General features: G+C 68.6%; 22 protein-coding genes and 1 pseudogene (1 of these 23 only partly in view). 21 read left to right on the forward strand and 2 right to left on the reverse strand.

Going from position 1 to position 23,055, the window contains the following annotated elements; genetic code table 11:
• Positions 1-13: 13 nt before the first annotated feature.
• Positions 14-1,165, reverse strand: coding sequence for a D-alanine--D-alanine ligase family protein (locus CED_RS12000; RefSeq protein WP_035910558.1), 1,152 nt, complete (start codon positions 1,163-1,165; stop codon positions 14-16).
• Between the two features lie 138 nt (positions 1,166-1,303).
• The gene (gene rpmB, locus CED_RS22550) at positions 1,304-1,492 is read right to left on the reverse strand and encodes a 50S ribosomal protein L28 (RefSeq protein WP_011437984.1); all 189 of its coding nucleotides are present in this window, start codon (positions 1,490-1,492) and stop codon (positions 1,304-1,306) included.
• A 252-nt stretch (positions 1,493-1,744) separates the two neighbouring features.
• Here rpmB and recG point away from each other — a divergent pair, with 252 nt between their 5' ends.
• The 21 genes and pseudogenes from recG to CED_RS12105 all read left to right on the forward strand — a co-directional run.
• Positions 1,745-3,940, forward strand: coding sequence for an ATP-dependent DNA helicase RecG (gene recG / locus CED_RS12005; protein ID WP_035910561.1), 2,196 nt, complete (start codon positions 1,745-1,747; stop codon positions 3,938-3,940).
• Positions 3,941-3,952: 12 nt separating this feature from the next.
• Positions 3,953-4,510, forward strand: a complete 558-nt coding sequence (gene rsmD, locus CED_RS12010; protein ID WP_035910564.1) for a 16S rRNA (guanine(966)-N(2))-methyltransferase RsmD — start codon at positions 3,953-3,955, stop codon at positions 4,508-4,510.
• On the forward strand, positions 4,507-5,013 hold the full coding sequence (gene coaD / locus CED_RS12015) for a pantetheine-phosphate adenylyltransferase (protein WP_035910565.1): 507 nt from the start codon (positions 4,507-4,509) through the stop codon (positions 5,011-5,013). Before rsmD ends, coaD begins: the two co-directional genes overlap by 4 nt.
• 411 nt (positions 5,014-5,424) lie before the next feature.
• Complete coding sequence (locus CED_RS12020; RefSeq protein WP_035910568.1) at positions 5,425-6,036, forward strand: DUF177 domain-containing protein; 612 nt, start codon at positions 5,425-5,427, stop codon at positions 6,034-6,036.
• Entirely contained in the window at positions 6,036-6,206 is a 171-nt protein-coding gene (gene rpmF, locus CED_RS12025; protein WP_011437979.1) for a 50S ribosomal protein L32, read from the forward strand. The genes CED_RS12020 and rpmF overlap by 1 nt, the downstream gene beginning before the upstream one ends.
• Before the next feature lie 6 nt (positions 6,207-6,212).
• Positions 6,213-7,274, forward strand: coding sequence for a phosphate--acyl-ACP acyltransferase (locus CED_RS12030; protein ID WP_023840231.1), 1,062 nt, complete (start codon positions 6,213-6,215; stop codon positions 7,272-7,274).
• Positions 7,271-8,083 (forward strand): ribonuclease III, encoded by an 813-nt coding sequence (gene rnc / locus CED_RS12035; protein ID WP_035910570.1) that lies wholly within the window; start codon positions 7,271-7,273, stop codon positions 8,081-8,083. Before CED_RS12030 ends, rnc begins: the two co-directional genes overlap by 4 nt.
• A gap of 168 nt (positions 8,084-8,251) precedes the next feature.
• Positions 8,252-9,223, forward strand: a complete 972-nt coding sequence (mutM, locus tag CED_RS12040; protein ID WP_011437976.1) for a bifunctional DNA-formamidopyrimidine glycosylase/DNA-(apurinic or apyrimidinic site) lyase — start codon at positions 8,252-8,254, stop codon at positions 9,221-9,223.
• 206 nt (positions 9,224-9,429) lie between these two features.
• Positions 9,430-10,200, forward strand: a complete 771-nt coding sequence (locus tag CED_RS12045) for a DUF2786 domain-containing protein (protein WP_035910596.1) — start codon at positions 9,430-9,432, stop codon at positions 10,198-10,200.
• A 407-nt stretch (positions 10,201-10,607) separates the two neighbouring features.
• Positions 10,608-10,919, forward strand: a complete 312-nt coding sequence (locus CED_RS12050) for an acylphosphatase (RefSeq protein WP_035731396.1) — start codon at positions 10,608-10,610, stop codon at positions 10,917-10,919.
• 213 nt (positions 10,920-11,132) lie between these two features.
• The gene (locus CED_RS12055) at positions 11,133-11,330 is read left to right on the forward strand and encodes a hypothetical protein (RefSeq protein WP_023840227.1); all 198 of its coding nucleotides are present in this window, start codon (positions 11,133-11,135) and stop codon (positions 11,328-11,330) included.
• A 347-nt stretch (positions 11,331-11,677) separates the two neighbouring features.
• Positions 11,678-15,346 carry a chromosome segregation protein SMC gene (gene smc / locus CED_RS12060; protein WP_035910572.1) on the forward strand — a complete coding sequence of 1,223 codons (3,669 nt, stop codon included), beginning with the start codon at positions 11,678-11,680 and terminating at the stop codon, positions 15,344-15,346.
• Positions 15,347-15,409: 63 nt separating this feature from the next.
• A complete protein-coding gene (gene ftsY / locus CED_RS12065; RefSeq protein ID WP_011437972.1) occupies positions 15,410-16,654 on the forward strand; it encodes a signal recognition particle-docking protein FtsY in 1,245 nt (414 codons plus the stop codon).
• A 389-nt stretch (positions 16,655-17,043) separates the two neighbouring features.
• Entirely contained in the window at positions 17,044-18,597 is a 1,554-nt protein-coding gene (gene ffh / locus CED_RS12070) for a signal recognition particle protein (protein WP_035910574.1), read from the forward strand.
• Between the two features lie 248 nt (positions 18,598-18,845).
• Positions 18,846-19,292 (forward strand): 30S ribosomal protein S16, encoded by a 447-nt coding sequence (rpsP, locus tag CED_RS12075; RefSeq protein ID WP_011437970.1) that lies wholly within the window; start codon positions 18,846-18,848, stop codon positions 19,290-19,292.
• Positions 19,293-19,526, forward strand: a complete 234-nt coding sequence (locus CED_RS12080; RefSeq protein ID WP_011437969.1) for an RNA-binding protein — start codon at positions 19,293-19,295, stop codon at positions 19,524-19,526.
• Between the two features lie 47 nt (positions 19,527-19,573).
• A complete protein-coding gene (gene rimM, locus CED_RS12085; protein WP_011437968.1) occupies positions 19,574-20,113 on the forward strand; it encodes a ribosome maturation factor RimM in 540 nt (179 codons plus the stop codon).
• 122 nt (positions 20,114-20,235) lie between these two features.
• On the forward strand, positions 20,236-21,048 hold the full coding sequence (trmD, locus tag CED_RS12090) for a tRNA (guanosine(37)-N1)-methyltransferase TrmD (RefSeq protein ID WP_011437967.1): 813 nt from the start codon (positions 20,236-20,238) through the stop codon (positions 21,046-21,048).
• Positions 21,049-21,268: 220 nt separating this feature from the next.
• Entirely contained in the window at positions 21,269-21,625 is a 357-nt protein-coding gene (gene rplS / locus CED_RS12095; RefSeq protein WP_011437966.1) for a 50S ribosomal protein L19, read from the forward strand.
• Positions 21,626-21,809: 184 nt separating this feature from the next.
• On the forward strand, positions 21,810-22,868 hold the full coding sequence (gene lepB / locus CED_RS12100) for a signal peptidase I (RefSeq protein WP_011437965.1): 1,059 nt from the start codon (positions 21,810-21,812) through the stop codon (positions 22,866-22,868).
• Positions 22,865-23,055, forward strand: a pseudogene (locus tag CED_RS12105) (ribonuclease HII) (it continues 532 nt past the right edge of the window). Before lepB ends, CED_RS12105 begins: the two are co-directional and overlap by 4 nt.

Raw genomic sequence — 23,055 nt, forward strand, 5'->3', positions numbered from 1 at the left:
AGGTGCCGGGCGGTCAGCGCAGCCCCGCTCCGTCGCGCAGGGCCAGCCTGACGAGCCGGTCCACCAACTGCGGATAGGTGACCCCGCTCGCCTCCCACATCCGCGGGAACATCGAGGTAGGGGTGAAACCGGGCATCGTGTTGACCTCGTTGATGATCACATGGTCGTCGGCCGTGACAAACATGTCAACCCGCGCGAGCCCGGCGCAGTCCAGGGCCTCGAACGCCGCGATCGCCACTCCCCGGACCTCCTCCCGTACCGCGTGGGACAGGTTGGCCGGGACGTCGAAGTGGGTGGCGTCGGACATGTACTTGGCCTCGAAGTCGTAGNAGCCGGCCGAAGACGTGACGGTGATCTCGGCGGGCACACTCGCCTCGGCACCGGGGCCGTCTAGAATTCCGAGGACCCCGCACTCGATCTCGCGGCCGACGATCGCCGACTCCACCAGGACCTTGGGGTCGCTGGCGCGGGCTGCCTTGATCGCGGTGTCCAGGTCCGCCCAGGCCTCGACCCGGCTGATCCCGATACTCGACCCGCCGCGCGCGGGCTTCACGAAGACGGGCAGCCCCAGCCGTTCCTGGTCGGCCCCGGTGAGTGTGTCACCGGCTCGCAGGACGGCGTAGGAGCCGACGGGAAGGCCGGCGGCCCGCAGCAGTGCCTTCATGTGTTGCTTGTCCATGGCGGCCGCGCTGGCGAACACCCCGGAGCCGACGTAGGGCAGGCCGGCCATCTCCAGGAGACCCTGGACCGTCCCATCCTCCCCAAAGGGGCCGTGGAGCAGCGGGAAGACCACATCGATGTCCCCGGGAATGNCGCTGCTCCCGAGAGCGTCGCTGCTCCCGAGGGTGTTCCTGACAGAGTCGAGGCCGCCGCGGGGGCGGCACGGCAACAGACCGGGCGTCGTCGGATCCGCGGCCAGGACGACGCTCTCACCGTGGGCCGCGACGACGGCGGGCAGTCGGTCTCCCGTCACCGCGAGGGCGGTCGGGTCGTCCGGCAGCACGACCCAGCGGCCATGTGTGTCGATGCCGACGGGGACGACGTCGTAGACGTCACGATCCAGGGCTCGCAGTACACCGCTGGCCGATATACAGGAGATCGCGTGCTCGGTGCTGCGGCCACCGAACAGGAGGGCGAGCCGAATCCGACGCCTGGAGCCTGCCATGCCGGGACACTAACGGATCGGCGTCGGTGACCGGCAGCGTACCCGACGTGGATGTGGCCGCGCTCCGCCTCGACCTCCACGGGAGGCCTGTGTCCGGTGACGCCCCGTCCGGCCGGAGTAACGTCCGGCCCGGAGGGCTCAGGCGCGAGAGACCTTGCCCGCCTTGATGCAGGAAGCGCAGACGTTCAGCCGCTTGGGGGTCCCGCCCACGACCGTGCGCACGGTCTGGATGTTGGGGTTCCACCGACGGCGCGTGCGTCGGTGGGAGTGGGAGACCGACATACCGAAGCCCGGCCCCTTGCCGCAGACGTCACACACCGAAGACACGAGAAACACTCCGTCGAAGTAGTAGCCGAAGTCGAAGTAGTACTGGTCCCGGTAGGCGTGCCCGGGACGTCAGGGGAGTCAGAACCAGAATCGTACGCAACCCGCGACCCTGACGGCGCCGCCGGGGGACGCGCGCAGTGGCGGCCCGCTTGAGGTTACCCCACCTTCTGTGGTCCAGTTCTGTGGTCCAGATGATGCGGCGGGAGCCGGNGGGNCTCGGTACTGTCGGTGCTCCGGTGCACTATCGGTAATGTGGTCGACCTCGACACGCCCCTGAAGGCCCTCGTCGGCGCGCGTGCCGCCGCCCTCCTGGCCGATGGTCTGGAGTTGAGGCTGGTCGGTGATCTGCTGGGGCNCCTGCCCCGCCGGTACCATGAGAGAGGCGAGCTGACGGACCTCGCGGACCTCGTCGTCGGTGAGACGGTTACGGTCCAGGCCCGGGTCGAGAAGACGGAACGCCGCCCGATGCGCGGCACCCGGAAGTCGATGGTGCGCGTGACGGTGACGGACGGCCGGCATTCACTGTCGCTGACCTTCTTCAATCAGAGCTGGCGGGAGCGTGACCTACGTCCCGGGACGACCGCGCTGTTCGCCGGCAAGGTCGACGAGTTCCGCGGGCAGCGTCAGCTGACCAACCCGGAGGTCCAGCTCCTCGAACCCGAGGAGAGCGGGGAAGCCGTCAGCGGTGCGCCGTTCGCGAACGCGCTGGTTCCGATCTACCCCGCCTCCGCCAAGGTGCCGAGCTGGACGCTGGCGAGGTGCGTCCGGCTGGCNTTGGACTCTCTCGATCCCGTCGAGGATCCGTTGCCGGACGATCTCCGCAGCCGGTACCGCCTGCCCGCTCTGGCCGAGGCCTTCCGGCTGGTTCACCAGCCCGCGAACCGTGGTGAGATCGCCTCCGGTCGTCGGCGCCTCACCTGGGATGAGGCTCTGGTGTTGCAGGTGGCGTTGGCCCAGCGGCGTCGTGAGGTGGAGGCGCTGGCGACAACACCCCGGTCGCAGCGTCCGGATGGTCTGCTGGCGGCGTTCGATGCCGATCTGCCCTTCCCCCTCACGACGGGCCAGCGCGAGGTGGGGAAGACGATCGCAGCCGAGATCGGTCGGCCCGTTCCGATGCATCGACTGCTACAGGGAGAGGTGGGTTCGGGCAAGACACTGGTCGCCCTGCGGGCGATGCTCACTGTGGTCGACACGGGCGGCCAGGCGGTACTCCTGGCGCCCACCGAAACTCTTGCCGCTCAGCACAGCCGAAGCCTCCGGGAGATGCTCGGCGATCTGGCCCGGGCAGGGGAACTAGGAGCCGATCATCGGGCCACGCGGGTGACGCTGGTCACCGGATCGATGGGAGGGCGTGCGCGGCGGGAGGCTCTGGCGGAGATCGCGGACGGTTCCACCGGTCTGGTGGTCGGTACTCATGCCCTGCTGCACGATGAGGTGATTTTTAACGATCTTGGTCTGATCGTCGTCGACGAACAGCATCGTTTCGGCGTCGAACAGCGGGACGCACTGCGAGCGCGTGGACGACGTCCTCCCCACCTTCTTGTGATGACCGCGACACCGATTCCCCGGACGGTCGCGATGACCGTGTTCGGTGATCTCGAAGTCTCCGAGCTCACCGAACTGCCAGCGGGACGNTCTCCCATCGGGACGTTCGTGGTGCCGGCGAGCCAGAGATCCTGGACGGATCGAATGTGGGGACGAATCCGCGACGAGGTGGCCGCCGGGCATCAGGCCTATGTCGTGTGTCCCCGGATCGGTGCGGGCGGGGAGGACGGGGGCGGGGAGGATGATCCCGCCGAATCCTCGGCTGCCGGTCCGGATTCGCGAGCGTCCCGACCAGCTGCGACAGTGTGTGAGGTGCTGCCCCTGTTGGTGGATGGCGAGCTTGCGGACCTCAGGGTTGAACCGCTGCACGGTCGTCTCGCACCCGGGCAACGGGAGGCCACCATGAACCGATTCGCGGCCGGCGAGGTCGACGTGCTGGTCGCCACCACCGTCATCGAGGTGGGAGTGAACGTACCGAACGCGACAGTGATGGTCGTCCTGGACGCGGACAGGTTCGGCGTGTCCCAGCTGCACCAGCTGCGCGGGAGGGTCGGCCGGGGCACCGCGCCCGGCTGGTGTCTTCTGCATACAGCGGCCGAGCCGGGATCCCCCGCCTGGGAGCGGCTCAGCGCGGTCGCCGCCACCAGCGACGGGGCGAAGCTGGCCCGTCTCGACCTCGCGCAGCGTCGAGAGGGCGATGTGCTCGGGGCCGCCCAGTCCGGCGGACGACGATCCCTGAAGCTCCTGGAACTTCTTCGTGATGAGGACCTGATCCGCGACGCACGCGAGGAGGCCGGTCGCCTGGTTGACGACGACCCCGGGTTGGACCGGCATCCCGCACTGCGCCGGCTGCTCGACGCGGTTCTCGACGACACCAGTGTCGCCTTCCTCGAGAAGGGATGACCGGGTGGCCCGATGACGCGCATCATCAGTGGAACCGCGGGTGGTCGGCGGCTCGTGGTTCCACCCGGAACGACCACCCGTCCGACCTCGGAACGTGCCCGTGAGGGGTTGTTCAACACCTTGTCGACCTGTCTGGATCTGCGGGGTGCTCGGATTGCCGATCTTTATGCCGGGTCTGGTGCGGTCGGTCTGGAAGCGCTGTCTCGGGGTGCCACTCATGCTCTTCTCGTCGACCGCGATCCGGTCGTGATACNCACTCTGCGGCGGAACGTGACAGCGCTGGGACTGTCGGGCGCGAAGATCGCGCAAGCCGCGGTAGAGCGTGTGGTGCAGAACACCTCGGATAATCCCTACGACGTGGTTTTCCTCGATCCGCCGTACGCGATGCGCGATTCGGAACTCGGCGAAGTGCTGTCAAAGCTGCTGGCGGCCGCCTGGTTGACTGCGGNCGGTGTCTGCGTTGTCGAAAGATCGCACCGCTCGGGCCCGGTCGCCTGGCCTGACGGGTTGTGTGCGCTGCGCGACCGGAGGTACGGGGAGGGTGCTCTCTGGTACGGTATTCGATCATGAGGAGGGCAGCCTNTCCCGGTTCATTTGATCCGATCACCAACGGTCATCTCGACATCATCGTCCGAGCGAGCAGACTCTTCGACGAGGTCGTGGTCGCCGTATCGATCAACAAGAACAAGGTCACCTTGTTCACCGTCGACGAGCGGATGGAGCTCATCAGAGAGGCCCTGCGTGATCATCCGATGGCGCCGTCCAACGTCCTGGTGGATGCGTCCCACGGGCTGATCGTCGATTTTTGTCGGAGTAGGGGTATCCAGTCGATCGTCAAAGGACTGCGTGCGGTCAGCGACTTCGACTATGAGCTTCAGATGGCGCAGATGAACAATTCGCTTGCGGGCGTGGAGACTCTTTTCATGAGTACGAACCCGCAATATGCCTTTCTGTCCTCCAGTCTGGTGAAGGAGGTCGCGCGTTACGGAGGTGACGTGTCGGGGCTGGTACCGGATGTGGTACTCAAACAGCTCCGTGAGCGCCTCGCTCAGTANCCCCCGCCGGGTGGGTAGCCGCCGACCGACTTCCGCCGGGCTCTCCCGCCGTTCCGGACTGTCCGGGCTCCGGGGCCGGTCGCGGGGGGCGAGCGGCACCCGAGCGGCTTCCTAGGCGGAGGTCCGCCGCCCGCCGGGCTCGGGTGTCCGGAGATCCCGGCAGCCTGATCGGATCGTCCGCGGCACCGATCGGATAGGCTAGGAGCCCGTAGTAGCTGACCGGCGTTGGTAGCTGACCGGCTCGGTAGTTGACCGGCTGGAGTCTGTTCGTCGATCCTCTGGGAGGGTCCGGGCCGCTGGGAGGGTCCAGGGTGCCGCTGACGTCGGGCTGCCTCAGTCGTCAGCGACGCCGGGTAGCTACACCACCACGAAGGCCCTGTTTCGGCTGGCCTTCCTGACATTGACGTAGATGTGAATTCGACTGCCGCCATGACTGGATCCCACTTTCGCCGTCGGACCCCGAGGGGTCCCNTTGTACTGGACNCCCGTGAGCTCGGTCGTCGGCCCGGGTCGATGCGGCTTGTCCGGGCGCAGGCGGAACTTCCCGCCGATCTCGGAACCGAGATGATGTGGGTGCCGGCCGGCGCAAGCGTCACCCTGGACCTGCGTCTCGAATCGGTGATCGAGGGTGTCCTGGTCAGCGGGAGCGTCGTGGCGCCGCTTCGGGGTGAATGTGCGCGCTGCCTGGACGACGTGTCCGAGGTCAGCATGGTCGAGTTTCGCGAGCTGTTCTACTACCCTGACCGAGCCGTGGACCTGGGTGACGACGAAGATGCTCGGGTACTGATCGATGATCATGCGGACATCGAGCCCGTGGTGCGGGATGCCCTGGTACTCAACCTTCCGCTGTCACCCATCTGCCGTCCGGACTGTGCGGGACTCTGCGTGGACTGCGGGGTGCGTCTCGACGATGTCGAGCCTGGACATTCCCATGCGCGATCCGACCCGAGATGGGCGGCGCTGTCCGCGCTGGCCGGCAGCGGAGCGACGGGAACCGAGAAGGGTCGCACCGACCCTCATGAGAGCAAGGAGAAGGAATAGTGGCCGTCCCGAAGCGGCGCACCTCGCGCAGCAACACCCGGTCCCGGCGTTCGCAGTGGAAGGCCAAGGTGCCGACCCTCGCAAAGTGCTCGCGGGGGCACGTGATCCGGCCGCACACCGTCTGTGGCACGTGCGGCCGGTACAACGACCGTCAGGTGCTTGACGTCTGACCCGGTGTGACACGTATCGCCGTTGACCTGGTGGGGGAGGGGTTGCCTTCCGGGCCTCTCCTCGAGGCATTGCCCAGTGCGCTCGGCGCCGATCCGCATCTGGTGCTCACTCTGGTGACATCCGGTGATACCGTCCGGGATGACCTTGCTCGGCTGGGAATTGTGCCAGGCGAGCGCGTCCTGCTCGCCACGGCCGCTCGCAGCGTTTCGGCGGGCCCGGAGGCATTGCGTGAAGTGCGAGCACGTCGGGACTCCGGCGTCCGGGTGGCGGCGCGCCTGGTCCGTGACGGACATGCCGATGCGATGGTCTCGACAGCCCCGGCCGAAGCCGTGGTCGCCTCGGCTCAGTTCACCTACGGTCTGCTCCCCGGGGCGACACGGGCCACTCTCGCCTCGATTGTCGGCGGGGCGAACGCCCCCGTCGTGCTGTGCGACGCGGGGGCGACGGTTGATGTGACGGCGGACGAACTCGCCCAGTTCGCGGTCGCGGGCAGTGCATACGCCGCGGTTCGCTTCGCCGTCAACGCTCCCCGAGTCGGGCTTCTGACGGCGCGTCCAGCGCTTCCCGACACCTTGCGACGAGCCGCCGACGAGCTGCTCCGATCGCTCGATCTGCACTATGTCGGCCCGCTGACGGCTGATCGGCTCCTCGCGCCTTCGTGGACGGGCGAGCCGGGCGACGGCCAGAAGATCGATCATCGCCGTGGAGTTGACGTGGCGGTCACCGACGGATTCACCGGAGATGTCCTGATGTCCGTCATCCGCGGGATGCGATGGTGGGAATCTCATCGGGGTACGGGGCACCTGTCCAGGGCCGGTCTGGATCCGGGATGGGGAACGTTGGAAGATCCTGATGTGCGGGGGGGAACGATCGTGCTGGGGGTCGATGGTGTCGCGGTCCACGCGGAGCGGGCACCGGATGAAGCCGGCGACAGCCAGGCAGTCGGGCTGCTCGCGGCGCTGAGGGCGGCGTCGGTCGCGGTCCATGCGGACCTGGCCTCTCGGACCAGAGCGGCGATGGCGATCTTGGTGGCGCGTCGCCGGGCCCTGGCCGGGCTGGTCGGATGACCCGCCAGCTGCCACCCCCGCCGCCGCGGGACGGCCTGATCGAGGTACTCGAGGTCGCCATCGACCCCGAGCTGCTCGACCGCGCCCTCACACACCGCTCCTATGCCTATGAGAAGGGCGGCCTGCCCACCAATGAACGCCTGGAGTTCCTGGGCGATGCGGTGCTCGGTCTGGTGGTGACGGCGGCACTGTTCATCCGCCACCCGGATCTTCCCGAGGGGCAGCTCGCCAAGCAGCGGGCCTCGGTTGTGAACATGCGGGCTNTCGCGGACGTGGCACGGGGGATCGGACCCACCGGGCTCGGTCCGTACCTGCTGCTGGGCCGGGGCGAGGAGACCACCGGGGGGCGCGACAAGGCGAGCATTCTCGCCGACACCCTCGAGGCCATCATCGGGGCGGTCTATCTGTCCTCAGGCCTCGACGTGGCCTCCGGTTTCGTGCACCGTCTCTTCGATCCCTTGCTGGACGAGGCCGCCGGCCGAGGCGCAGGGCTTGACTGGAAGACCTCACTGCAGGAACAGACGGCGGTGCTGGCTCTCGGGCCGCCCGAATACATCGTCGAGGAGGCCGGTCCGGACCACGCGAAGCGATTCACCGCCTACGCGAGGATCGCGGGAGAGCCACTGGGCGAGGGCGAAGGGGGAAGCAAGAAGGAGGCCGAGCAGCGGGCGGCCGCCGCGGCTTTCGCGGTTCTCGAGGAACGGTCAGCCTTGGGGCGGGAGGACGGTTCGGGCGCGGACGTCGCCGGCGGAAATCACGAGAAGTCCGCCGTCGGCAGCCTTGATCACGATCAGGTCTCGGGTCTGTGAGAGTGGCTGATCATCAGCTGCCCCGATTCGCTTCCTGGGCGCTGGCGACAGGCTCGGTGGTGGCAACAGCTTCAGTGGTGGCAACAGCTTCAGGGGTGGCAACAGCTTCATCGAGCCACGTCGAGGGTCCGGTGTCATCCCACTGACCCGACCCGACGACCGGAGATCATGCCAGAACTCCCCGAAGTAGAGGTTGTTCGCCGCGGTCTGGAACGTGGTGTCGTCGGTCGCGTCATCGCATCGGTTGACGTCCACCATCCTCGTGCGGTGCGCCGTCATCTGGCCGGTGCCGCCGACTTCTCGGCGCTGCTCGTCGGCCGCCGGATAACGGCGGCACGACGCCGCGGCAAGTATCTGTGGCTGGTACTTCAGCCGCCGGTAGACCATGCGGCGTGCGCTCCGGTGGTTCCAGAAGAACCACCGGAGGAGGAATCAGCTGCCGTGCTGGCCGAGATGTCTCCGCCCGCCCTGCCCCCAGGTCATCCGGCTCAGGGGGATGCACTGATCGCCCATCTCGGGATGAGCGGACAGTTGCTCGTCGTTCCACCCGCCACCCCCGACCAGAAGCATCTGCGGATCCGGTTCGTCTTCACGGACGGAGGACGCGAACTGCGATTTGTGGATCAACGCACCTTCGGTGGCCTGGCGGTCGCAACGGGGGAAGCGGATCTGCCTGCTCCCGTCGCGCACATCGCCAGGGATCCTCTGGATCCCGCCTTCGACGAGCGGCTCGTCACGGAGAGGATGCGTCGACGCCGTACCGGCGTGAAGCGGGCCCTGCTCGATCAGACACTTGTCAGCGGGGTCGGGAACATCTACGCGGATGAGGCCCTGTGGGCCGCGAAGCTGCACTACGCGCGGCCGACCGAGACCCTCACCCGGGCGGAGGTCGGCAGGCTGCTGGGTTGCGTGCGGACGGTGATGATCGCGGCTCTTGAGGTGGGCGGTACGTCCTTCGACCGCCTGTACGTGTCGGCGGACGGAGTCAGCGGGCTGTTCGAACGGTCGCTACAGGTGTATGGCCGCGCGGGTCGGCCGTGCACACGATGCGGAGACGCGGTGCGCCGGGACGCTTTCATGAACCGGTCGAGCTTCACTTGCCCCACCTGCCAGCCGCACCCAAGACGGGCCAGGTGGTAAGGTTCGATCACACGTTCGAATCCCGCGGCTCTCGGGTGGGGTGCCGGGCGTGGCGTCCGCGATAGTCGGGTGGGGAGCCAGACCTGCCGCGGCGTTCACAGTTATCGCCTCGTCCAGGACCGAGACCGGGCTGCCGGGATCGGTGAGGCATCATCCGGCACGTCGGTTGGCTGGCCTGCCCCCGACGCGACATGGACGGAGACGCGATGAATCCGGATGCCCTGCTCGGTCGTATACGGAAGCTGTTGGCGATGGCGGAGGCGGAGGGGCTGAGCGAGGCCGCCCGCGAAACCTATAACAGCAAGGCGGCCGNGTTGATCGCCCAGTACGGGATCGACCGCGCGCTGGTCGAGGAGGCGTCGCCGCACCGCGTCGAGGCGGCTGACCTGGTGGTGGCCGTCGATCCGCCCTATGCCCGGGACAAGATCTCGTTGCTCGCGGGCATTGCCGCACCGCTTGGTTGCCGGCTCGTGTACCGGACCGAGCAGCGTGCAGTGGGGACGGGGCACTCCGCTCATCTGTTCGGGATGGATGCGGATATCCACCGCGTGCAGATGTTGTTCACCTNGTTGCTGGTCCAGCAGGCACAGGGATTGGCCCTCGCCCGTCCACCACGCCAGGAGGACCCGCGGGCGTTTCGTCGGTCGTGGATGGCAGGCTTCGCGGTGGCGGTGGCGGAGAGACTGACCAGGACGGAGCGGATGGCCCGGGAGCGGGCGCAGACCCAGCAGACGCAGACCCGGGAGAACGGATCGGACCGGCCCTCGACGACGCCGTCGGTGGCCGTCGTCCTGGCGAATCGAAGCCAGCGGGTGGACGCGCACCTGGCAAGAGCCTATCCCAGGTTGCGAGCGCCAAGGACACGCCAGCTCTCTGGGAGCGGCGGTCGTGCGGGCTACCAGGCCGGCGAGCGGGCTGATCTTNGCCTGGGNAGCCGGGNGTCCAGCCGCGTCTCACCGGCGATCGGCATGAGGTAAATCGTATGGGTAGTAGTTACGCGTGGTACTGACTACTGCTTGCCGCCCGGCAGATTGGGCACCGCTGTCTGGGTAGGCCCTGCGGTACGCGGCGGGGCGTAGCCAGGACCAATAATCTTGTCTGCGCTGTCGACCGGCTCCGGGGTGACCTGGCGGTCACCATCGGTGCTCGCGCGTGGGACGGGTAGTGTGCCGCCGTCCTGAGAGAAGTTCTGGCCGCAACCGCTGAGAAGGAGTGCCGAGCCGAGAGCTCCACACGCGAGTAGCACGGCAGCGGACCGGCGGCGGAAACGTGGCCGGTCCGGCCGTTCCAGCCGATGATCACCCTGCCGCCGTGTCTCTTTCGGCCGGCCTGCCATGTCTGGGAAGTATGTGGTATCCACAATGGCCAGTACCCTACCGTGCTGATGAGCGATGTATCCGCGGAGCAGAGGGAGTCCGGACACGCCGTGGTCCGATTCACTGCCCGGGTCGCCGGCCTTGTCCAGGGCGTCGGCTTTCGTGACTACGTGCGTACCCGGGGCCGGCGCCTGGGCCTGGTCGGATCCGCCACCAACCTCCCGGACGGGGCGGTCGAGGTGGTCGCGGAGGGGCCGGAGCCGGCCTGTCGTGACCTTCTGCACTTGTTGATGACGGGTCACACCCCTGGGCGGACGGACAGGGTGGAGGCTGTGTGGCAGGTGGCGCAGAGTGATCTGACCGACTTTCGACGAAAGTGACTGGTTGCAGACGCTGCGTTGTCGGAACTGTCGTGGGTATGACCGTCCGCTTTTTGCATGTTCACCGGACCGGCTCGGGAGCATGTGGCATGCTCTTGACTTTCGGTCACTCGACATGGGAGCCTGGAGTCATTGTTTGGGGCGCACTCTGATCTGTTCGGATCTTGTGCTGTCTGACACCCACTAGGTCACTCATCGTGGAGGACCATCACTATGGCGAAGGCCCTTTTTGGCCACGTCGGTTCCGGCGGCGACTTGCGTCTCTCTTGCGAGGTGCGTCGGCTTCGTGCCCGAGTAGCGGAGCTCGAGGCAGAACTGGCTCGAGTACGTGAGGTTAACGAGGCGTTGGTGGGTGGTGTCGACGTGCCGGAGGATGTCCGGGCGCTCGACGCCGAACCGGCGTTCAGCTGAGCTGGCGGGGCGTTCCTCGGGGAGGCGCCCCCTCGTAGTGGGTATGCCCGGTTACGTGGGCAAGACTCCGTTTCTACGGGCGTCATGATCGCTGAGATCGTCGAATCGGTCGTTTTCCCGGCTGGCTCGTCCCTGCCCAGTGATGTTGCCCGTGTGTCTCGGATCACTTTGGCGGCTCTATGTCCAGGAAGAGCCGGGCAACCTCACTCCCCGCCTTCTTCGTACTTTTTTCGGAGCGTAGCCTGCTGGGTGCTTCGGGTGGCCGACTAGGATGGCTCTGTCGAACGTCGGCTGAGTCCGGCCATCCCGGGTCGAGCCGGTGAACCCTTCCAGCGCTCCGGAGACTGGTGCATCTCAAGAACCTGACCCTGCGGGGCTTCAAGTCCTTTGCGAGCTCGACCTCCCTGCATCTCGAGCCGGGAATAACCTGCGTGGTCGGGCCCAACGGGTCGGGCAAGAGTAACGTCGTTGACGCCATCGCCTGGGTACTGGGGGAGCAGGGTGCCAAGGCCCTGCGTGGCGGCACTATGTCCGATGTCATCTTCGCGGGCACGCCCGCTCGCCCGGCCTTGGGGCGCGCCGAAGTACTCCTGACGATCGACAACTCGGACGGCGCGCTCCCCATCGAGTACACCGAGGTGACCATCGGGCGACTGATGTTCCGCAGCGGCGAGAGCGAATACACGATCAACGGTACCGGTTGTCGCCTGCTGGATATCCAGGAACTGATGAGCGACTCGGGTATCGGCCGAGAGTTGCACGTGATCGTCGGCCAGGGCCAGCTCGACGCGGTCCTGCACGCGCGCCCGGAGGATCGCCGTGCGTTCATCGAGGAGGCCGCCGGCGTCCTCAAACNNNGNAAACGNAAGGAGAAGGCACNCCGCAAGCTCGAGGCGATGTCGGCGANCCTCNCCCGCCTCACCGATCTGTCCGCCGAACTGCGTCGGCAGTTAGGGCCGCTCGGTCGGCAGGCGGAGATCGCCCGTAAGGCCGGTGTGATTCAGGCTTCGCTACGGGACGCCCGCCTGCGCCTTCTCGCCGACGATCTCCATCGTGCCCAGGTCGCGATCACCTCCGACCTCGCGGACGAGGAGGCATTGCGGGCGCGGCTGACGACCACCGAGGCCGCTCACGCCGCGGCCGCCCGCCGTGAGGAGCAGCTGCAGGCCGACCTGACGGCGATCATTCCGCGCGCCACCGGCGCCCAGGAGACCTGGTACGCCCTGGCATCCCTGCGGGAACGGCTGCGGGGCACCCGTTCCCTCGCCGTCGAACGGGGTCGCCTGTTGCGTGCCGCGACCGACGACGTACGTGGGCGCCGCGACCCCGAGGAACTGGAACAGGAGGCCACGGCGGTCCGGGAGCAGGAAATCGCCCTCACCGAGCGGCTGGAGCGTGATCGGGATCTGCTCGCCGAGGTGGTCACCAGGCGTGCCGATCTCGAGGCCGCGCTCGCTCAGGAGGAGAAGGAACTGATCGCCGCGGCACGCGCGGCGTCTTTTCGCCGTGAGGAGATCGCGCGCCTTGCCGGCCAGGTGGAGGCCGCCAGGTCCCGTGCCACCAGTGCCGAGAACGAGATAGCACGGACGACCGAGGCACTCGACGCCGCGCGGGAGCGGGAGACCGAGACCTCGGCGTCACGTTCGGCCCTCGAGATCGAACTCTCTCGGATGGAGAGCGCACGGGAGGATCTCGCCGAGCAGCACAGCGCGGCCGTGGCAGTGCATGCCGCTGCCGCCGAGCGGCTCGAGGTCCTGCGCGGTGAGGAGCGTAGCGCCGAACGTGACCGCGCATCCTGGGCCGCGCGATGCGACGCGCTGCACCTCTCCCTCTCGCCGGCCGACGGAGCCGCGGCACTGTTGAGGGCTGCTACCGGCGCGCAGACCGGGCAGACCGCCTCGAACACGGCGGAGGACTCGGCTCCGGCACTGGATCCGACCCTCGAGGTGATCGGCCGGCTGGCCGGCGTCCTGAGCGTGACCGCCGGCGCGGAGGCGGCCATCGCCGCGGCGCTGGGCCCGGCGGCGGACGCCCTGCTCGTCGGCACGTCGGGGGATGCCATGGCGGCCTTTGCGTGGCTGCGGGAAACGGATGCCGGCCGAGCAGCGCTGGTGGCCGCCGTCACCGTCGCGGATGAGCCTGACGCCTGCGCCGGCCCTGACGCCTGCGCCGGCCCTGACGGCAGCGCGGCGATCGTCCCGGGGGCGGCCAGCGCCGACGGTCCGCTCCCGGCCGGTGCCGTTGCCGCGCTGGACCTGGTGGAGATCGGTGACGATCGGTTCCGTACCGCCGTGTCGTCCCTGCTCGCCCGGACTGTCGTGGTCGAGGATCTGGCGGCGGCCGAGCGGGCCACGGCGTTGCGCCCCGACCTGCGGGTGGTCACCCGCGCCGGCGACGTCATCGGTGCCCCCCTCTCTATCGGTGGCAGCGCGAACCCGCCGTCCGCGATCGAACTGCAGGCCGCGGCGGACGAGGCCGAGGCCGGCGTGGCGGAGGCGACCCGTCGCGTCGAGTCCGCCCACGAGGCGTTCGAGCCCGCGCGTGCCGAGGTGACCCGGGCCCGTACCGCCATCGACGCGGCACTGGCGGCGCTGCACGGGACCGATGCCCGGCACCGGGCGCTGTCCGAGCAGATGGCGCGGCTCGATCGTTCGGGAGGGGCCGCGGCATCCGAGATCGCCCGGTTGGAGGGCGCCCGATCACGGGCCGAAACAGCCCGTGATCGGGCATACGGAGCGTTGACCGAGCTCGAGGCGTCGCTCGCCGCGACATCGGAGCAGCCGGAGGCGGGGGAGCGGGCTCCGGATGAACGAGACCGGCTCGTCGCGGCTACCTCCGCCGTGCGCGCCGCCGAGGTCGAGGCCCGGTTGGCCGTCCGTACCAGCGAGGAGCGGGTGCGAGGCCTGCAGGGACGCGCCGACGGACTGATCCGCGCGGCGGCGAACGAGCGGGCGGCACGGGCCGCGGCGGCCCGTCGGCACGAGGTCCGCGAGCGGCAGGCGGCCGTCGCGACGGCGATGGGGGATGCGGCTCAGGTCGCTCTCGACCGACTGGACCATTCGCTGGCTCGCGCCGCGGCGGGGCGGGAGGAGGCCGACGCACTGCGCAAGGCCGCCGAGACGGAGCTGGTCGGGGNGCGTGACCAGGGGCGCGCTCTGGCCACCGAACTCGCGGCGCTGCGCGACGCCGCCCATCGCGACGAGCTGGCCCGAGCGGAGAAGCGGCTGCGGGTGGAGACCCTGGAAGCCAAGGCTCTGGAGGAGCACGGTATCGACGCCGATGACCTGGTGGCCGAGTTCGGCCCGGACACGCTGGTCCCGCCGGATGAGCCCGACGGCACCGCGGCGCCGTTCGATCGAGCCGAGCAGAGCGCCCGGGCCGCCACCGCGGAGAAGCAGCTGGCCCGGCTGGGGCGGGTGAATCCCCTGGCCCTCGAGGAGTTCGCCGCGCTTCAGGAGCGGGCCGCGTTCCTGTCCGCGCAGCTCGAAGACATCAAGAGCACCCGCCGGGATCTTCTGCTGGTCGTCGAGGAGGTTGATCTGCGGGTGCGTGAGGTCTTCGNCGTCGCGTTCGCGGACACCGCCCGTGAGTTCGAGATCGTCTTCTCGACGCTGTTCCCGGGCGGTGAGGGCCGGCTGGTGCTCACCGATCCTGATGACATGCTCACCACGGGCATCGAGGTCGAGGCGAGGCCGCCGGGAAAAAAGGTGAAGCGTCTGTCGCTGTTGTCCGGCGGGGAGCGTTCACTGACCGCACTCGCTCTCCTGCTCGCGATATTCCGGGCCCGCCCTTCGCCCTTCTACGTGCTCGACGAGGTCGAGGCAGCTCTGGACGACCGCAATCTCGGCCGACTGCTCGAGGCCGTCGAGGGTCTGCGTGAGAAGTCGCAGCTGATCATCATCACCCACCAGAAGCGGACGATGGAGATCGCTGACGCCCTGTACGGCGTGGCCATGCGGGGCGACGGGGTGACGACAGTGATCAGTCAGCGGCTGCGGGAGCGGGCGGCGCTCTGACGCCGCCGCCCTCCCGCCGGGCGAGCGCCACGGCCTTGTGGCGTCATCTGTCAGGATCGGTACGTGGAGCTCCTCATCCTGATCGTCGTCATCACCGTCGTCGTACTGGCCACCGTGGGCCTGGTGGCCGGCACGGCCCTGCGTCGACGCCCCCGCCGATCCATCGAGGAAGGCCCGCGCCCGGGCGCCGACTACCGTCCCGGGGTCGGTGACGACGCCGAGGTACCCCGCGATTCGGCGACCAGGACGGTCGACGACATCGGTCTTCCCGATGTGCTGCCGCCATCCCCGACGGAGAGCGATGGCGTCGGCGCCCCGCTCGCCGAGATACCGGCCGCGCCGGGGATCCCGGTCCAGGAGCGGATCCCACCGGAGGCACCGCCGCCGGCAGCCGGCCGCCTCGTCCGGCTGCGCCTGCGGCTGGCTCGTTCGCAGAACGCGCTCGGTCGCGGACTGCTCTCCCTGCTGTCCGGCGACAATCTCGACGAGGACGCGTGGGAAGACGTGGAGGCGACCCTGCTCCTCGCCGACGTCGGGGTCACGGCGACCACCGAGCTGGTCGCCGCGCTGCGGGAACGCACGAAGGTGCTCGGTGCCCGCACGCCCGCGGATGTGCGGGAGATGCTGCGCGACGAGCTGCTCGCCCAGATCGGTACGACGACCGACCGATCGCTGCGCACGACGGCCCCGGATCGTCCCGCCGTCGTGCTCGTCGTCGGTGTCAACGGCACGGGCAAGACCACGACCTGTGGAAAAATCGCGCGGCTGCTGGTCGCGGACGGGCGTACGGTCGTGCTGGGCGCGGCGGACACGTTCCGTGCCGCGGCCGCGGATCAGCTTCAGACCTGGGGTGAACGGGTCGGCGCGATCACGGTCCGCGGGGCCGAGGGGGGTGACCCGGCGTCGGTGGCGTTCGATGCGGTCCGACAGGGCACGCAGAGCGGCGTGGACACCGTGTTGATCGACACCGCCGGCCGGCTGCACACCAAGGCAGGTCTGATGGACGAGCTGGCGAAGATTAAAAGAGTGGTGGGCAAGCACGGTCCGGTCGACGAGGTGCTGCTCGTGCTTGACGCCACGACCGGTCAGAACGCGCTTGTCCAGGCGCAGGTGTTCACGCAGGCGGTTGATCTCACCGGAGTCGTGCTGACCAAGCTGGACGGTACGGCCAAGGGCGGGATCGTCATCGCCGTGCAGCGCGAGCTCGGTATGCCGGTGAAACTGATCGGCTTGGGAGAGGGTCCAGACGATCTTGCTCCCTTCGAGCCGGAGGCGTTCGTCGACGCGCTGTTGGGCGAAGCCGGCTGATCGATCGAGTGGCCGCCGGATCGACGAAGACCACAACGTGCTCAGCGTCAAGACCTTCCGGTCGTTCGGCATGTGACCTAAGCTTCATCACTGAGCGGAGCTGTGGGGCTCCGCGGTCAGCCGCGACATGTTCCTCGGTGTTCTCCTGGCTGGGGGGTGAGCGTCCGGCGAGGCGTCTCGCCCTCCTCAGCGCAGAGGGCGGACCCGGCAGGTGAATGACCAGGCCGGCGTCCGTGCGGGCATGCCTCGCCGGGCCGCGCACGTCGCGTCCGCGTCGATCGGCCGATGCGTGACGCCGTCGGTTGATCGGACACGGGGGTGTGCTGCCTTCGTCGTCGGGTGCGTACGCTGGTCCCTGCGGTCCGTCTGCGATCTCGGAGTGTGTGCGCGTGTTCGACACCCTTTCCAGCCGCCTCGACAAGGTCTTCGCGTCGCTGCGTGGCAGAGGGCGCCTTACCGATGCCGACATCGACGCCACCGCGCGGGAGATCCGGGTGGCTCTGCTCGAGGCGGACGTCGCGCTCCCGGTCGTCCGTGGCTTCGTGGCCGCGGTGAAGGAGCGTGCCCGCGGCGCCGAGGTCAGTGCGTCGTTGAACCCTGCCCAGCAGGTAATCAAGATTGTCAATGAGGAGCTCGTCGCGATCCTCGGCGGCGGCACGACGACGCTGCGGTACGCCAAGACCCCGCCGACGGTGATCCTGCTCGCCNGCCTGCAGGGAACGGGTAAGACCACCCTGGCCGGCAAGCTCGGGCGCTGGCTCAAGGCTCAGGGTCACACCCCGCTGCTGGTCGCGGCCGACCTGCAGCGTCCGAACGCGGTCAACCAACTGCAGGTGGTCGGGGCGCGGGCCGGGGTGGAGGTCTTCGCGCCCGAGCCCGGCAACGGGGTCGGGGATCCGGTGCGCGTCGCGCGCGACGCGCTCGCGCACGCGCACCGGCAGGTCTTCGATGTGGTCGTCGTCGACACGGCCGGGCGGCTCGGCGTCGACGAGGAGATGATGCGGCAGGCGGCCGACATCCGCGACGCCGTCTCACCGGATGAGATTCTCTTCGTCCTGGACGCGATGATCGGTCAGGACGCGGTCGCGACCGCGAGCGCCTTCGCCGATGGCGTGGGATTCAGCGGCGTGGTCCTGACCAAGCTCGATGGCGACGCGCGCGGTGGTGCGGCCCTTTCGGTCGCCCAGGTGACCGGTCGGCCGATCATGTTCGCCTCCACCGGTGAGGCCCTGGACGACTTCGACGTCTTCCACCCGGAACGCATGGCGTCGCGGATCCTCGGCATGGGTGACGTCCTCACCCTCATCGAGCAGGCCGAGAAGGCGTTCGAGGCCGAGCAGGCCGAGGCCATGGCGGCGAAGATGGTCGCCTCCGAGTTCACTCTCGAGGATTTCCTCNAGCAGATGCTCGCGGTCCGCAAGATGGGCCCGATCGGCAACCTGCTCGGCATGCTGCCGGGGATGGGCCAGATGAAGGATCAACTGGCGCAGGTCGACGATCGGGACGTCGATCGGGTGGTTGCGATCATTCGGTCCATGACGCCGACGGAACGGCGTGATCCCAGGATCCTGCAGGCGTCCCGCAAGGCTCGGGTCGCGCGTGGATCCGGGGTCACGGTCANCGAGGTCAACCAGTTGCTGGACCGGTTCGCCGAGGCCCGCAAGATGATGCGACAGATGGCTGGCGGCATGGGGATGCCGGGGGGGATGGGTCGAGCGAAGGCCGCCTCGGCTCGCAAGGCCGCGAAGAAGGGCAAGGGAGCCAGTCGCAAGGGTAATCCGGCGGCACGGGCGGCCCAGGCCAAGGCGCAGAAGTCCACTGCGCAGGAGCGGGCGGCGAAGGGCCCCGCGCTTCCGGACGGCATGCCGGATCTCTCGGCGCTGATGCGGCAGCAGGACGGCTTCGGTGGGATGCCGCCGCGCGGCCCCCGCGGGGGCCGTTGACCCGCGCGATGCGGCCGTGGGGCGGCTGCACGGGCTCCCCGCTCGTGTGCGGCGGTCACGATCTGGCAGACTGTAAGCTCAATACAGGCCCTGCCTGCCAGCGTCGGTGTGGCTGCCCTCATTCCTCGCGGTGTCGCGCGGGAGATGTGTGAGTGGCTGTCCGGCGCGGGTGCTTCCCACCACCGGGGCTCCATGCGCAGCCATGGAAAACCAGTGGTCATCGACATGTCTGGAGCCGTTCGACCACCGTGGCAACCAAGATTAAACTGCAGCGTCTCGGCAAGATGCGNGAGCCGCACTACCGCATCGTCGTGGCCGATGCCCGTACCAAGCGGGATGGTCGGGTCATCGAGTCCATCGGGCAGTACCACCCCAAGTCTGACCCGAGCATCATCAAGGTCGACGCCGAGCGGGTGGGGCACTGGCTCTCGGTCGGTGCACAGCCCACCGAGCCCGTCCTCGCGATCCTCAAGGTCACCGGGGACTGGCAGAAGTTCAAGAACCTGCCGGCGCCCCCGCCGATGAAGGTCGCCGAGCCAAAGGCGGACAAGCGGGAGATCTTCCAGGCGGCCGCGCGGGCCGCCGCGGGCGCCGAGGACCGGCCGGCGACCACGCCGAAGAAGGCCAAGAAGTCCGGGTCGGCAGAGGAAGCGGAAGCCGCCCCGGCCACGGACGCACCGGCCGCGGGGCAGTAGGTGCTGGAGGCGGCCCTCGAACATCTCGTGCGAGGCATCGTCGATCACCCCGACGACGTCCGGGTGGACCTGAACAACGGTCGGCGTGGACGCACCCTGGAGGTGCGGGTGCACCCCGAAGATCTCGGGAAGGTCATCGGTCGGCGAGGTCGTACCGCTCGTGCGCTGCGCACGGTGATGGGTGGTGTCGGAGGCCGGGGCCTTCGGATCGACGTCGTCGATGTGGATCGTTAGGATCTGTCGGCGTTGTCGCGAGCTTCGTCCTGATTGCCCGAGAAGTCGTGGCTGAGGAGATCGTCGTCGGGCGGATCGGCCGTCCGCATGGCATCCGCGGTGAGGTCACGATCGAGATTCGTACCGACGTGCCCCACCGCAGGTTTGTCGTAGGGGCGGTCCTCGGTCGCGAAGGGGGGGGGACTGCGCTCACCGTCTCCGGCGCTCATTGGCACTCGGGCCGCCTGTTGCTTCACTTTCGCGGGGTGGACGATCGTGGCGCCGCGGAGGCGCTGCGCGGCGTGCTCCTGACCATCGACGCGGATCAGGCGGGATCGCCGCTCGACGACGCCGACGGTGACGGCGAAGCCGTGGAGATGTGGTGGGATCGGGACCTGGTCGGCCTGCGGGCGGTGACCACGGCGGGCATGTTGTTGGGGCACGTCACCGACATCATTCACTCCCCTGCGGGAGACCTGCTCGCGATCGGCGGCCCGGACGGTGGCGAGCATCTCGTCCCCTTCGTCCGTGACATCGTGCCGACCGTCGACCCCCCCGCCGGCCGGATCGTCGTGGATCCGCCGCCCGGCCTGCTCGATCTCGATTAACCCGGGTCCTGGGCGGGAAGTCGGCTGCGCGCCCTCGGCCCGGTCTTCGGCTGGCGGGTAGATCGGGTTTCTGGGCAGGCAGCCGATATCTCTGAAAGAGCCGATATCTCTGAAAGCAGCCGATGCGCGCCGACATCGTCACCATCTTCCCGGCCTATCTCGAGCCCCTGCGTCTGTCGCTCGTGGGCCGGGCTCAGGAGCACGGAACCCTGCAGATCCATACACATGATCTGCGGATGTGGACCACGGATGTTCATCGCACCGTGGATGACGCCCCCTACGGGGGAGGCCCGGGGATGGTCATGCGGCCCGAGCCCTGGGACGCGGCGTTGTCGCAGATCACCGCACGAGTGGCCGATAGCCGGCCCCGGGTCGTCGTGCCGACCCCGGCGGGGACTCCGTTCACTCAGCGCCACGCCGAAGAACTGGCGCGCGAGCCCTGGCTGGTGTTCTGCTGCGGGCGCTACGAGGGCATCGACGCCAGAGTGATCGAGACCTGGGCCGATGACGAGATCTCCATTGGAGACTATGTGCTGGCCGGGGGCGAGGCCGCGACCCTGGTGATTCTCGAAGCGGTTACGCGGCTGCTGCCCGGAGTACTCGGTAACAGCGCCTCAGTCGCCGATGACTCTTTCTCCGACGGCTTGCTGGAGGGCCCGGTCTACACCCGTCCGCCGGTATGGCGGGGGACCGAGGTGCCGCCCGTTCTCCGCTCAGGCGATCATGAGGCGATCGCCCGCTGGCGTCGTTCCCAGGCGCTTCGTCGTACCCTGTTGCGGCGCCCGGACCTCCTGGAACACCGCGAGTTCGCCGAAGCGGACCGAGTCGTACTCGCTGCCGCCGCGGCCGAGGCGGCCGGGCGGATGCTGCCGGCCCCCACCGAGGGGACGGGCCTGATCCATCATCGTGACGTCGAGGGGCCGGGCGAGGGGTAGGGCGGTCCGCTCTCTCTCCCGGGTGTGGCACAGTAGGATGCAGTGTCCGTCGGTTCGTGACCGGTTCGGGCGGCCTCGGGTCGCATGTCTTTCCCGCGGNACACCTCGCGGTGATTGCGTCCACCCATGCCGGCCGGGTCGGCCTCGACCACGGATTGTCCACCTCGGTGCGTTCCGGGGCCGCGGACCATCCATCTCAACTCTTCAGGAAGCGACTGCCATGCACACCCTGGACAGCCTCGACGCCGAGTCGCTGAGGACCGACGTGCCCGAGTTCTGGCCGGGCGACACCCTCAAGGTCCACGTGCGGGTCGTCGAAGGAAACCGTCAGCGCATCCAGGTCTTCCAGGGTGCCGTCATCCGCCGCCAGGGTGGCGGGGTGCGGGAGACCTTCACCGTCCGTAAGGTCAGCTTCGGCGTAGGCGTGGAGCGGACCTTTCCCCTCCACAGCCCGATCGTCTCGAAGATCGAGATCGTGAGCCGTGGTGACGTCCGACGGGCCAAGCTGTACTACCTGCGTCAGCTGCGCGGTAAGGCCGCCAAGATCAAGGAGAAGCGTGAGCCGGTCGCGCGCTGAGGCCACCGCCACCCCGTGACGCGTCCGGATTCTCCATCCGCGACTTGCCGGTTGCCCGTGCAGGTGGCGCCGCCGTTGATGGACGAAGATAGGCGGCACGGTCCGCAACGCTGTCGCAAGGTGCGGCTGGTGGCACGTCGACCGGTCCGATGAGGTTTGACGGTCGATTCTGCGAGGTGGCGGCGTGAATGCATCCGATCCCAGTGGGCCTCGGGTACCGGGAAGAACCGATGGCGGTCAGCCGGACGGTGCGTGGCCGAGCCCTGCGGCCGAGCCTGACGGCCCGAAGGACCAGGCACAGCCCGACGGTCCGGAAGCCACCGGTCGTCGGGTTTCCCGGCCCGAGGCGGCGCGGACCCGTGGCCGTGGCTCGTTCCTCCGCGAGCTCCCGGTCCTTGTGCTGATCGCCTTTCTGCTCGCCCTGCTCATCAAGGCTTTTCTGGTCCAGGCGTTCTGGATCCCCTCGGAGTCGATGGAGCGGACGCTGCTGGTTGACGACCGGGTTCTCGTCAACAAGGTCGTCTACCACTTCCGCGACGTGCACCGGGGTGAGATCGTCGTCTTCAATGGCAAGGGAACCGGATTCGATCATGCCGAGTCCGTCGTCCCGCCGCCGAGCAACGCGTTCAGCAGGTTCGTTCGTGGCGCGCAGAACCTGTTGGGTCTCGGGGCCCCGAGCGAGACCGACTTCATCAAACGCGTCATAGCGGTCGGCGGCGACACGGTCGCGTGTTGCGATACCGCGGGCAGAGTCTCGGTCAACGGCCATCCGCTCGACGAGCCGTACGTCTACCAGAACGACTATCAGCGGTTCGGTCCGCTGACCGTCCCGGCTGGCTACCTGTGGGTGATGGGTGACCATCGCGGGGCCTCCTCGGATGCCCGGCAGAACGGACCGATCCCGAAGCATGCGGTGGTGGGACGGGCCTTCGTCCGTGTCTGGCCACTTGGCCGGTTCGGATTCCTGGGCGTTCCGAACGATTTCGCCGGGATTCCCGCCGCGTCGGTGCTGCCTCCGGCTCCTCGTGCGTCGGCCGGGTCGACCACATCCGCCGCGCTGTCTTCTACCGGCGACGCCGTGGTGCCGCTGCCGGGCTACCCGGCCACGGATGACGTATCCCTGTTCGCCCTTGCCGTGCTGATCCCTCCGGCGTGGACCGCCACCCGTCGGCCTCGCCGGATGCCACGAGGATCCACGCGCACGCGCGCACCAGGGACGGCTCGCCGCCGCGGTCCGTCATGAGACACTACGGTGTCGCTCTTCGCCGGGATGCCGGGCTGTTCGGTTACGAGCGCGCCCTGAACAGGCATGGTCTCGGCCCGGTCGCAGGGGTCGATGAGGCGGGTCGTGGGGCATGCGCCNGACCCCTGGTCATCGCCGCGGTGATTCTGGCTCCGGAGGCTCGTCAGCGGCTGGCGCGGNTGNNTNA

It is taken from the genome of Frankia sp. CeD, assembly GCF_000732115.1.
GTDB classification, from domain to species: domain Bacteria; phylum Actinomycetota; class Actinomycetes; order Frankiales; family Frankiaceae; genus Frankia; species Frankia casuarinae.